Source organism: Microbacterium sp. (assembly GCF_030149085.1).
Taxonomy (GTDB): domain Bacteria; phylum Actinomycetota; class Actinomycetes; order Actinomycetales; family Microbacteriaceae; genus Microbacterium.
Genome location: NZ_JASBSF010000299.1, coordinates 1 through 12,191, shown reverse-complemented (window position 1 = coordinate 12,191; position 12,191 = coordinate 1). Strand labels below are relative to the sequence as shown.

The window sequence follows — 12,191 nt, the reverse complement described above, 5'->3', positions numbered from 1 at the left end:
GAGTAGACCCGGTCGGAGCGGATCGTGAGATCGTCGGCGACGTAGTACAGCACGACATCGATCTCGTCCAGGGGCACGCCCGTTCGCTTGTGATAGGCGAGGCGATACAGCGCGAGCTGCAGCATCCGGTTGCTCCGGTCGGCTTCCGATCGCGGCGGGGCACCGGTCTTCCAGTCGACGATTTCGATCCTTCCGCCGCGATCCTCACGCCGGTAGACCGCATCGAGCTTGCAGATGACCTGCTCCACCCCCGTCGCACCGCGCAGCGACATGTCGATCTCTGTCTCCACCTCGATCGGAGCGAGCCCCGCCCATTCGGAGCGCAGGAATGTCTCCTGGAGCCTGGTCAGGGCCGCGTCCTCTGATTCCGCGGCGCTAGCGTCGTCGCTGCCGAGGTCGATGCCCTCGTCGTCGAGGTCGAGCTCCCACAGCGCATCGTCCAGGGACGACCCGCGGCCCGTCTTGCCCGACCGGGACTCGACCCAGGCATGGAAGCGCGTCCCGAGGGTCGTCGCGCGGTATGGCCGTTCCGGCATGGGACGGACGAAGTCGTCAAGCGCAGCGCCGGCATCGACGACGAAGTCCTTGAAGCGTGAGGCAGCGACCCGGCGGGGTCCCTCGCTGGCGGCACGATGCAGCGCGGCACGCTCGTCGCGTTCTGCCAGCAACTGCACAATCTCGGGATCGATGTCTGGCTCGATGTCCGGCTCGATGGAGGGCTCTGTCTGCCACCGATCCAGAATGTGTCGCACTCGCTGCGCCGCGCGATGGACCCGGTCGGCGCGTGTCCCGAGCGGGTCCATGGGCCAGGTCACCGCGGGCCCACGGCGGTCCTCGTAGGGATTCGCGCTGTCGTCAGTCGAGCCGGTGGATTCCCACCCCAGGGCGGCGCCGATCTCATCGAGGAAGACGCTGGGAGCGCGCTGGTCGCGCTGCCCTCCCCACCGCGAGCCGGTCAACAGCAGATCACTGCGCGCCCGGGTTACTGCGACGTAGGCCAGCCGTCGCTCCTCAGCGGCGAGGTGATCTTTGACGGACGCCTTGAACTGCGTGATCGCGCTCCGTAGCGCCTTTCGGTCCGTCGCCTCCTCCCACGCGAGCGCCGGAAGTGCGGCACGATCACCGCGGAACCGGTAGGGCAACGTGCCGTACCCCATCCATCCCTGCGTCGACCGGGGCCGCGCCGGCAGTTCGTCCTGCACCATCCGCACAACCGCGACCGCGTCCCACTCCAATCCCTTGGCACCGTGGATGGTGAGCAGCTGAACGACGCCCGGCTCGGGCGGCTCGGTTCGCGGCATGAGCTCGTCCGTCTCTTCGGCATGGTCAAGCCACGCGAGCAGACTCGAGAGTGACCCCCGCTCGTCAACGGCGAGGAATCCCTGGATCTCGTCGAGGAACGATCGCAGCTGCGCAGTGGCAAGACCTGCCGGGCCGCGAGTCTCGTTCGCCGCGAGTTCAATATCGAGCAACAGTTCGCGTTCTATTGCTCGGATCACTTCGGGGATCGGACCACCGAGCACACCGCGCAGGCGATGAAACATGCCGGATGCACCCCGAAGTCGCTCGACGCCTTCGGGGCTGACCTCTGAGAGCAGTGCGCTGCCTGGCCGCAGCGATCGGATCCTGTCGAGCGCGTCGACGATCGATGCCTGTTCGTCGGGCCCGACCGAGTCCCGCATCCGTGCGAGTACCTCCGGTGCAAGCGGAGTGAGATCGGCCCCGCGCCGCGCAAGGGTGTCTGCGAGCCGGCGGAGGGCTGCCAGGTCCGACAACCCCACCCCGAAGCGCGGACCCGACAGGATGCGGATGAGCGCGGACCCCTGACGCGGATCGTCCAACACGCGCAGCACGGCGACGACGTCAACGACCTCGGGAGTGGAGAGCAGCCCACCGAGACCCAGGATGCGGTGAGGGATCCCCCGCTCTGCAAGCGCGTCGGCGAAGACCGTCATGTGGCGCTTGGTGCGGAAGAGGATGGCACCCGAATGAGCATCGCCGCCCCGACCTCTGAGTGCTTCCTCATGCTCGGCGCGCAACCGTGCGAAAAACGTCGCAACCTCTGCAGCTTCGTCATCGATCGTGTTCGCATACACGTGCCCCACGTGACCGGCGGGCGCCCCAGGCCGAGGCTCGAGGGGCGGGATCTGGATGCCGCGAGCGCCGTGGTCGACAATGAGCGCATTGGCAGCATCCAGAATGAGCGCGTCGTTGCGCCAGCTGGTCATGAGGGCCACGTTCGTGCAGGCGGTGGTGCGGGCGAACGCTGCGGGGAAGGACGCGAGGTTGTCTGCGCTGGCGCCCCGCCAGCCATAAATCGACTGATGCGGGTCGCCGACCGCCATGACCGCACCGTCGGCGAACAACTCGGCGAGCAGTTGGGTCTGCTGAACCGAGGTGTCTTGATACTCATCGAGCAGCACAACGCGGTACTGACCTCGCACCTCGTCCGCAACCGATGGTGCAGCTGTCACGATCTGGAGGGCACCCGAGACCTGGTCTGCGTAGTCGACGGTTCCCTGGGCAGCCTTTGCCCGCGTGTAGTCACGGACAAGCCCGGCAAGAAGAGGAAGAGCGCTCATCGCCGTGTGGAACTTCTCGATGTCGCCGGGGGATGCCAAGGCCGGGTTGCAGGCTGGCTCGATGGTGCGCGCGACACGGTCGCCGAACGCCGCCAGCTCGTCGAGGTCGACGCCGTGATCCAGAACCTCACCGGAGAGCCGCTGCAGGCTGTCGACGACAGTGCCGAACCGGTCCTCACGGTCGGCGAGCCGTGGATCGCGCGAGGAGATCACAATGCGCCGCGCGAGCAGCCAGGATGCCGAGGGGCTCAGCAGCGCAGCATCGGGGTCGCGTCCGATCCTGGCGCTGTGCTCGCGCACGAGCGAGTCCGCGAACGCGTTGTAGGTAGACACGCGTGGGCGAAGAAGCAGGTGTTCGGCATCCATCTGGGTCGCCGACTCGATCCTGCCCGCGCGGGTCAGAGCATCAATGCGGGCGAGCCGCCGATCGATCCGCTCGGCAAGCTCGCCCGCGGCCTTGCGTGTGAAGGTCAGGCCGAGGATCTCGTCGCGGCGGACGATGCCGTTGACCACGAGCCACACGACCCGCGCCGCCATCGTTTCGGTCTTGCCGCTTCCGGCGCCCGCCACCACGAGGACGGGAGACAGCGGCGCCTCGATCACACGCTGCTGCGGCTGGGTGGGCGGGGGCAGCTCGAGAAGCTCAGCGATCTGCAGTGACGACAGGCGGGCCGCAGGGTGCGCGCCGCCTGATGTGAGCGCGGTCACGGGGCACTCACCGGCTTGACGGTATGAAGGCGGCACACCGCGAAGTGATCGTCGTTGCAATGCGCGTCGGGGTACGCGGTGAAGCTGTCGGCAGCCATCGCCTCGGCATCCGCGACGATGCGGTGAAGCAGTGCGGACCGGGTGTCAGCGTCCAGCGGCAGTTGTTGCGCCATCCGGTAGTCGGAGCCCTTGAGCGTCTTCGAGAGCACCAGCAGTCGAGCTCCCACGAGCTGGCCCTGCTCAGCCCCAGGCACCGCCCCGGCTCCCACGGCGAGTTGATAGGCCGCCAACTGCGCGTCGGTCGCCACCTTGTCATCCGAAACGCGCGCCTCGGATCGCCCTGTCTTGAGGTCGATCACGGCAACGCGAGGGTCGGCATCCTCGAGCCACCGCTCGACGCGATCGATCGACCCGCTGATGATCGCGATGGTTCCCTCGGGAGGCGACCCCGGCGCGCTGATCGCCTCGACGTACGGCCCGTCGCTGCCTGCGACGACCGCGATACGAAAACGCGCTTCGGCACCGGCCACTTCTCCCCCGCGCGCGGCGAATTCCCGCAGGTAGCTCGCCAGCCGGCGTGTAAGAGTCGTAGCCCACTGGCGTTCTTGTTTGGAAAGCCAGTCGGCTTCGAAATCGAGCTCGCCCCACCGCTCTTCAACGATGGCATCGAGGAGTTCGAAGGTCCCGTCGGGAGCGGTCTCCATCGCAGCATGCAAGATCGTACCGAGGCCCGCCGAGAAGGTTCGCGAGTCACCGCCGAGCTCCCGAATCGCCCAGTCCAGCCCGCACTCCTCGAACGCCTCCACGCGCGACGGCGAGATAGAGACAGGCGCGCGATGCAAATCATGGATGCCACCCTCCCCCGTGCGCGCGGTCACGCCATACCACGACGCGGGGTCGGCACCGGGCACCCCTGCCCGAGCCAGCGCGGCCAGCTGCGTTGCGGCGTGCTCCGCGACAGCGGGGTCTGTCGTCTCGACGAGCGTTCGGCGGAAGCTGGCAACGGCACCGCGGAGGGTCAGCGGATGCCGATCCGAGCGGCGCGGCGGCGGTTCCGGCAGGTACGAGAACAGGGCGCTGGGTGCCTGGTCCTCGTCGTCCACGGCGGTCACGAGGAGGCGCGAGCGAGCACGCGTGAGCGCGCGCTCGAACAATCGCAGCTCCTCATGCAGCACGCTGCGCCGGCGGTCGAGAACGTCAAGAGCTAGCGGCGTCCCGCCGTGACGCCAGACTTCGGACTCGTCGGCGAGGCGCCAGCCATCGAGAAGGCTCCCGCGCAGCCGGGTATTCGGCCAGATGCCGTCCTGGACGCCGGCGATCACGACCGCCTCGAACTCCCGACCCAACGAGCCCGCCGGGGTCAGAATCTCGACGACACCCCGGCGCTGCGCGGCTGCGAGAGAGTCCTCCGGCACCTCGCTGCCGAGGATGTCGGCAAAGAACCTGGCGGGGTCTTCATCCTCACGCTCGGCCGATCGCTTGGCCGCCGCGAACAGTGCGACCAAGGCATCCAATGACCGGGTAGCGTCAGCTCCCTCCGCCCCGCCCAGGCGCGCCCGCTCCCGCCACGGCCCTGCCAGCTGCGACCTGTCCCACGCCACCCAGAGCAGCTCATGCGCCGAGTCGCCGCGGGCCGCGCCGGCATGGATCTGCGCAAGTGTCTGTGCGAGGCGATGAGCAGTGCGTGCCTGCGGCGTGTCGATCAGAACCAGGGCGGCGGGCTCAGCCATCGCCTCGGCGAGCAGCTCGGAGGCCGCGCGTCTGCTCTCCCCCTCGAATTCGTGTGCCCGCAGCACAGCACGCAAGCGCCGCAATCCGATGGCGTCGAGGCCACCAAAGGGCGAGGTCAACGCCGCAGCCACCTCGTCGGCAGGTCGCTCGGCGGGGGCCATCATCCCGAGACGCACCAGATGCAGCAGTCCCCGCACCGCGGGTTCTTCTCCGAGCGGTCGTGCCGCGCTGGCTGCGCGCGTCGGAACCTCGCGCGCAGCCAGCTCAGCCGTCAGCCTCGCGACCTGGCGCGTGTCGTGCGCAATGACGGCGAGCTCGCCCCACGGTAGGCCCTCCGACAGGTGCCAGGAGCGCAGTGTCCGCGCAATCGCGTCGAGTTCCTCGTGCGGAGAGGCTGCCCACATCGTCGAGATCTGGCCGGTTTCGCCCGCGGCGTCGGTAAGCTCGGCATCCGGCGCAAGGCGGTGCTCGACCGCGCCAGCCGTGCCGATCGATCCCGCGACGGTTCGGGCAACCCGCACGAGATCGGGTCGGCTTCGATGCTGACGTCGCAACACGTAGCGATCGGCGAACATCGATGTCAACCGGGCGAAGGTTTCGGGGCCGGCGCCCCGGAATGCGCCGGATACGACGTCGGGATCCCCGAACGCGAGCACGGCGACTCCTCGCGCGTGTGCAGCCTCCAGGAGCGCCACCGCACCCCAGCTGAGCTCTTGAACATCGTCGACCATGAGAACGCGTTGCGCAGTGGCGTCGCCACCGCGCAACAGCGCATCGGTGGCCTCACGGAGTATCTCGGCCGGGTCGCGATGGGCTGGGCGCAGCCGGGAGAGCACGTAGCGGTACTCGCGCCAGAAGGAGCCCGCCGCTGCCCATACCGCGTTAGCGCGGTCGGCACCCAGACGTTCGAGGTCGTCGGGTGCGAGGCCCAGTTCGGTCGCGAGCGCGAACAAGGCCCGCAGCTCCGACCGGAAAGCCCGGGAGCGGCGCACTGCCGTACCCAAAGACTCCGGCCACCGGGAGGCTCCCTCCTCGGCGTCGGCCTCGTCACCCTCGAGCAGATCCGCGATGACGGCATCCTGATCGGGAGCGGTGAGAAGCTGCGGAAGTGGATCACCCGCAGCGACGGCGCGTGAACGCACGATCTGGAAGGCGAACGACGCGATCGAGCGAGCCAAGGGGCCGGGCGTTGCGATGTCGAGGTTAGCGGTGACGCGGTCACGCAGGTCGGTCGCGGTCTGGCGCGTCGGCGTCAGGATCAGCAGCTCGTCGGGGAGCACCTCGCCTTCGCGAAGGAGCCGGGCCGTACGCTCGAGAATCGCGGATGTCTTGCCCGTGCCCGCGGCGCCAACCACCAGGCCGCTCGCATCTGCGGGCAGCGCGACGACCTGTGCCTGCGAGCGATCCATAACGACGACGCTACCCAGCCCCGAGGACATCACGGTGTCGTAGAGTTGCCATGCACCCACGGCACCGGTCGCACGGGGGCATGAGAAAGGCAGGAACGTGGAGATTCGCATCGGCATCACGAATTCGGGGCGCGAGCTGAACTTCGAGACGAACGATTCTGCCGCTGACGTGCGCCAGTCCGTCGCACAGGCCCTGGACTCCGGCGCGACACACGTCACCTTCACCGACGTGCGCGGCAACGCCTATATCGTTCCCACCGCAGGACTTGCCTACGTCGAGGTCGGCACCGAAGAAACGCGCCGCGTCGGCTTCGTGGCCTGAGGGCAGCCGAGCTTCTAGGCTGCCAGCCCGAGGTCGTCCATCCGACGCGAGTGCGCCGCCATGAGCTGCGTGAAGACCGGCTCGACCTTCTGCTCGTCCTGCACCTGAAGCTGCTTGGGTCGCAGGGCCGCGCGCGCGACCAAAAGCGTGTCCCCCACCAGGCGACGTCCCCACATTGCCAGCAGTGAGCGCCACTCGTCGTCGCTGTCGATGGTTTCGGTAAGGATCTCCACGACGGCCTGACGGTCGGCATCCGCACCGAGAATCCGCGCCACGCGGCGCCCCGTTTCTGCGTAGCTCGCAGCCAGCGCGAGATAGAAGTCGTCGAGCATGCCGGCGATGATGTGGACCGACAGCATGGTCTCCTGCGGGCGCACGCCGTGGGTGGCGCGGCGGAACTGATCGAGCGGTTCCCGGAAGGGGAGCATCAGCGCCGTCGGGTCATCTCCCCGATCACGGATGACGTCGACAAGAGCCTCGTGCTTGGTCAGCGCTGCCCCCGCAGCCCGCGACAGCGCTTCCTTCTTCTCCAGCGACGGGGTCACGGCGATGAGCTCGCTCAGGGTCTCGAAAAACCCGAGCTGCAGGTACGCAGCCTGGCCGAGGAACACGTCGATGTCGGGAGCGAGCTCTTCGAAATCGACGCGATGCGCGTCACCGAAGTCGCCCCGAGACCGCAACGACAGCGTCGCGGCCAGCGGACGGCTCTTTCGCCAAAACTTCCAGTCCACCACGCACACAGCCTAGGGCCAGCACGGGCCGACCCGCCGGGCGAGGCCGCTCCGAGGGGTCATCCAGCGCTCGCCGGTAGACTGAGGCCGTCTCCGGCGTAGGCCCGGAGCCCCGCGCCTGCGGCTGAGTGAAGGGCGTGGATCCGACACCAGCGGCAGCAGGGGCTGCCAGACAGGCTTTTATTGTGACGACTTTCGCCGACCTCGGCGTGGATCAAGACATCGTCGATGCGCTCGCCGAGCGCGGCATCGTGGATGCATTTCCCATCCAGGAACAGACCATTCCCTTGGGTCTTCCCGGCCAGGACATCATCGGCCAGGCAAAGACCGGCACCGGCAAGACCTTCGGTTTCGGCATCCCGGTCGTACAGCGACTCGGGCTCGACCCCGAACACGGCGTGAAGGCACTTATCGTGGTCCCCACCCGGGAACTCGCCGTCCAGGTCTACGAAGACATAGACATGCTGACCAAGAACCGGTCGACCTCGGTCGTCGCTATCTACGGCGGCAAGGCCTACGAGGGTCAGATCGAGCAGCTGAAGGCCGGCGCGCAGATCGTCGTCGGCACTCCGGGTCGACTCATCGACCTCGCCGGCCAGCGCCTCCTGGATCTCTCGAACGCGACTGAAGTCGTGCTCGATGAGGCCGACAAGATGCTCGACCTCGGGTTCCTTCCCGACATCGAGAAGATCTTCCAGCGCGTGCCCGCCGTCCGCCACACGCAGCTGTTCTCGGCGACGATGCCCGGCCAGATCGTGACTCTCGCGCGCCGGTTCATGAGCAACCCGATCCACATCCGGGCAACCGACCCGGATGAGGGCCTCACCCAGGCGAACATCCGTCATCTTGTCTACCGCGCGCACTCGCTCGACAAGGACGAGGTCATCGCCCGCATCCTGCAGGCCGAGGGCCGTGGCAAGTCCGTCATCTTCACGCGCACCAAGCGGGCCGCGCAGAAGCTCGTCGACGAACTGCAGGACCGCGGATTCTCGGCGGTGGCGGTGCATGGCGACATGAGCCAGGAGGCCCGCGAGCGCTCGATGGCAGCGTTCAAGGCCGGCAAGAAGGATGTGCTGATCGCCACGGATGTCGCTGCCCGCGGCATCGACGTCGACGACGTGACGCACGTGATCAACCACACCATCCCCGATGACGAGAAGACCTACCTGCACCGGGCGGGCCGCACCGGCCGCGCGGGGCGCACGGGCATCGCCGTGACCTTCGTCGACTGGGATGACCTGCACAAGTGGGCCCTCATCAACCGCGCGCTGGAGTTCGGTCAGCCGGAGCCGACCGAGACGTACTCGTCGAGCCCGCACCTGTACACCGACCTCGACATCCCCGCCGGGACGAAGGGCCGCATCGTAACCGCGCCGCGCACCGAGACCGTCTCGACGGTGGAGGGCGGAGCATCATCCACCGGCCGATCTGGGTCGCGGCGCCGCCGCTCTCGGGGCGGCTCATCCGGCGGGTCGGGCGCGAACACGTCGCACGGCTCATCGGAGACGCCGCCGCGCGCCGCCGACGGCGCCGGCACGCACGACGGTGGTGGCGCCGAGCACCGCGACGGCACCACGACGCCGCGTCGCCGCCGCCGACGCCGCGGACCCCGCCCCGACGCAGCCTGATCTGCGCGTAACGACGCGGGCGTTGCTCTCGAAACGAGACACCCGACAGCGCTAAGGTGATGGCTGCGGCATGGCGCCGCGAAAACCCCGAAAGGCTGTCATGCGATTTCTTGAAGCTGTGACGACGGGATACGAGTACCAGGGATTCTGGGGCTCGTTCTGGGACCTCATCTGGTGGTTCCTGTGGATCTTCGTCTTCGTTGCGTACCTGTTCGTGTTGTTCGCGATCATCGGCGACCTCTTCCGCGACCACAAGCTCAACGGCTGGTGGAAGGCCGTCTGGATCATCTTCCTGCTCTTCCTCCCCTTCGTCACGGCGCTGGTCTACCTCATTGCCCGCGGACGCGGCATGAGCGAGCGCTCCATGAAGGAGGCCGAGCAGATCAAGCAGGCCCAGGATGCCTACATCCAGTCGGTCGCCGGCGGCAAGGCCCACAGCCCCGCCGAGGAGATTGCCCGCGCCAAGGCTCTCCTGGACGCTGGCACCATCTCGCAGGCCGAGTACGACCAGTTGAAGGCCAAGGCCCTCGGCTGATCCGACGCTCACGCGCAGCGCCCCCGTCTCTTCTCGAGGCGGGGGCGCTGCGCTGTGTTGCGAGGCGCCGGGTCGGCATCCAAACCTCGCAGAATCGCGCGAACCTCGCAGGATTGCGGCCCGTAACTGCGGATTTCGCGCAATCCTGCGAAGCTCGGTGAGGTCTATGCCCGGCGCAGGGGCCCGGAGCTACGGGTAGACCGGCGCACTCCCGTGGCCTGTGGCGAGGATGCGCTCGACCATCGCGGCGTCCGTCGTGTGTTCGCCCGGCACGTTCGGCTTGCCGAGGCCGTGGTAATCGCTCGAGCCCGTCACGATGAGGTCGCGCTCGGCAACCAGCGGCTCCAGCTGACGGATGCCGGCGGCGGTGTTGTCGCGGTGGCCGAGCTCGAAGCCGGCGAGCCCGGCATCCAGCATCCGATTCACCAGCGGCGCAGGGAACGGCCCTGCCCGTCCGGCGGGGTGCGCCAGGATCGGCACTCCCCCGGCTGCGACGATAAGCCGGACCGCGGTGACCGGGTCGGGGGCGAACAGCGCGACGTAGTAGGGGCTCCGAGGGCTGAGGATGCCGCGGAAAGCCTCGTCGCGATCCTGCACGTGTCCGCGAGCGACGAGCGCGTCAGCGATGTGGGGGCGACCCACGGTGGCACCGTCGGAGGTCTGCGCGAGGATGTCTTCCCACTCGAGGTCGAAGTCGCGGGCGATGCGATCCGAGATCATCCGGGCACGCTCGAGCCGGGACGTCCGTACTCGCTCGGTCATCGCCCGCAGCTGCTCGTCGTCGGGGTCGAAGAGGTAGGCGAGCACATGAACGCTGCGCCAGTCGTCACGGGCTGACATCTCCATGCCCGGCACGAACATCATGCCGAGGGAGGCGGCGGCCTCGGCTGCTTCTGCCCAGCCCGCAGCGGTGTCGTGGTCGGTCAGGGCGGCGATGCGCAGGCCGTGACGGTGAGCTGCCCGCATGACGTCAGCCGGCGCGTCAGTCCCGTCTGACTGCGTCGAGTGGAGATGCAGGTCGGCGGGTCCCTCGAAGAGCCGCTCGTCGTCCACCGTTCGAGCCTAGCGCCGCACGCACAGCGCACCGCGGCGCGGCTCGTACGTATCTCTCAGACCGCTGTCATAGGCTCGCGGACGTGCGTCGAGCTCTGGGGATCCTCGTTGCGGTGATCTGGATCGCCGTGGTCGCTGTGCTCACCGCTCCCGACTTCTTCCGGGTCGAACGCCTGGCACCGATCGCGCAGATCATCGCCTTCCGCGGAGTGATCGTGCTCGCTCTCGCGGCGGCCGGCATCATCGCCCTGTTCGCGTCGTTCGCTCGGTCGACCCGTCCGCTCGCCGTCACCGTCCTGATCGTCGCGCTGGTCGGTGTCGTCGCGAACGGGGCAGTCGTGCTGGGTCGCGGCATCGGCACAGAGGGCCTTCCTGCCAAGACCGACACCGCGATCCGCGTCATGACCTGGAACACCGCGGGGCCTGCGACATCGGCTGATGAGATCGCGCGCCTGGCCGTCGCGATGGATGCCGACATCGTCGCCCTTCCCGAGACGACGATCGAGACCGGCGAGCAGGTGGCCATCGAGATGCGTGAGCTCGGGCATCCGATGTGGGCACACCACGCGAAGGACCCGTCGACCCCGTGGGATGCCGGATCGACGACCCTCCTCATCACCCCCGACCTCGGAGATTACGCCGTGATCGAGTCGTCGGTCGAGGGCACGAGCACGACATCCACGGTGCCAAGCGCCGTCGCGATGCCCATCTCGGGGCTCGGCCCGATCGTTGTGGCAGCACACGCCGTCGCGCCCCGCGCCGACTACATGGAGGACTGGCGAGCAGACCTCCGCTGGCTCGGCGACCAGTGCGCCGCCGACAACGTCATCATGGCCGGCGACTTCAACGCGACGCTCGACCACTTCGGTGGACTCGGTGTCGATGGCGGCGAACTCGGACGCTGCCGGGATGCCGCGGCCGCCAGCGGCACGGGAGCCGTCGGCACCTGGAGCACGGCGTGGCCGCCACTGCTGGGCACCGCCATCGACCACGTCATGACAACGGGCGCGTGGACGGTAACCGGATCGCTCGTCCTCTCGTCTGTGGACAGCAGTGGGAGCGATCACCGGCCGCTCGTGGTGCAACTGGAGCCAGCCACCCCCTGACCTGCGAGATGTGCCCGTGCGAGACTGGGGGAATGAGCACGACCGGCGACAGCGAAGCCACGACAACGACTGCGGCGACCGAAAACAGCACGACGAATCGCAAGCAGCCGTTTCCGCAGGGCTTCCTCGACACGATCTCAACGGGTTGGGCTGAGCGACCCGAGACGCTCCCTCCTGCCCGGGCCCGGGCAGCGTTCGCGGCGCGTCGCCGAGCCGCGCTGTCGGCGGCCTTCCCCGGCGAGCGGCTGGTCTTTCCCGCTGGTGAACTCAAGCAGCGCTCGAACGACACCGACTACCGGTTCCGGGCCCACTCAGCCTTCTCGCACCTGACCGGCTGGGGGTCGGATGCCGAACCCGGCGCGATCCTCGTGATGGACCCGCTTCCC

Annotated in this window: 9 protein-coding genes; 5 read left to right on the top strand and 4 right to left on the bottom strand. The window is 68.2% G+C overall.

Features of this window, described 5'->3' with window-relative positions:
• Positions 1–3,290, bottom strand: a 3,290-nt coding sequence (locus tag Q1V87_RS12440; RefSeq protein ID WP_300593371.1) for an ATP-dependent DNA helicase, incomplete at its 3' end; no start/stop codon positions are given.
• On the bottom strand, positions 3,287–6,430 hold the full coding sequence (locus Q1V87_RS12435; protein WP_300593368.1) for an ATP-dependent DNA helicase: 3,144 nt from the start codon (positions 6,428–6,430) through the stop codon (positions 3,287–3,289). The genes Q1V87_RS12435 and Q1V87_RS12440, both read right to left, overlap by 4 nt.
• Before the next feature lie 97 nt (positions 6,431–6,527).
• Here Q1V87_RS12435 and Q1V87_RS12430 point away from each other — a divergent pair, with 97 nt between their 5' ends.
• Positions 6,528–6,752: a DUF3107 domain-containing protein gene (locus Q1V87_RS12430; protein WP_300593366.1), complete on the top strand. Its 225-nt coding sequence runs from the start codon at positions 6,528–6,530 to the stop codon at positions 6,750–6,752.
• Between the two features lie 14 nt (positions 6,753–6,766).
• Here the strand turns inward: Q1V87_RS12430 and Q1V87_RS12425 are convergent, their stop codons facing one another.
• Positions 6,767–7,486, bottom strand: a complete 720-nt coding sequence (locus tag Q1V87_RS12425; protein ID WP_300593363.1) for a ferritin-like fold-containing protein — start codon at positions 7,484–7,486, stop codon at positions 6,767–6,769.
• Positions 7,487–7,668: 182 nt separating this feature from the next.
• Here Q1V87_RS12425 and Q1V87_RS12420 point away from each other — a divergent pair, with 182 nt between their 5' ends.
• On the top strand, positions 7,669–9,111 hold the full coding sequence (locus Q1V87_RS12420) for a DEAD/DEAH box helicase (protein WP_300593360.1): 1,443 nt from the start codon (positions 7,669–7,671) through the stop codon (positions 9,109–9,111).
• 100 nt (positions 9,112–9,211) lie between these two features.
• Positions 9,212–9,646, top strand: a complete 435-nt coding sequence (locus tag Q1V87_RS12415; protein WP_300593357.1) for an SHOCT domain-containing protein — start codon at positions 9,212–9,214, stop codon at positions 9,644–9,646.
• Between the two features lie 189 nt (positions 9,647–9,835).
• Here the strand turns inward: Q1V87_RS12415 and Q1V87_RS12410 are convergent, their stop codons facing one another.
• Positions 9,836–10,699 (bottom strand): PHP domain-containing protein, encoded by an 864-nt coding sequence (locus Q1V87_RS12410; RefSeq protein WP_300593354.1) that lies wholly within the window; start codon positions 10,697–10,699, stop codon positions 9,836–9,838.
• 83 nt (positions 10,700–10,782) lie between these two features.
• Here Q1V87_RS12410 and Q1V87_RS12405 point away from each other — a divergent pair, with 83 nt between their 5' ends.
• Both Q1V87_RS12405 and Q1V87_RS12400 read left to right on the top strand, forming a co-directional pair.
• The gene (locus Q1V87_RS12405) at positions 10,783–11,805 is read left to right on the top strand and encodes an endonuclease/exonuclease/phosphatase family protein (protein WP_300593351.1); all 1,023 of its coding nucleotides are present in this window, start codon (positions 10,783–10,785) and stop codon (positions 11,803–11,805) included.
• A gap of 32 nt (positions 11,806–11,837) precedes the next feature.
• A partial coding sequence (locus Q1V87_RS12400) for an aminopeptidase P N-terminal domain-containing protein (protein WP_300593348.1) occupies positions 11,838–12,191 on the top strand: 354 nt, incomplete at its 3' end.

Coding starts and splice junctions, on each gene's coding strand:
- Q1V87_RS12435 (WP_300593368.1), bottom strand. CDS start 6,430: ATGGATCGCTCGCAGGCACAGGTCGTCGCGCTGCCCGCAGATGCGAGC.
- Q1V87_RS12415 (WP_300593357.1), top strand. CDS start 9,212: ATGCGATTTCTTGAAGCTGTGACGACGGGATACGAGTACCAGGGATTC.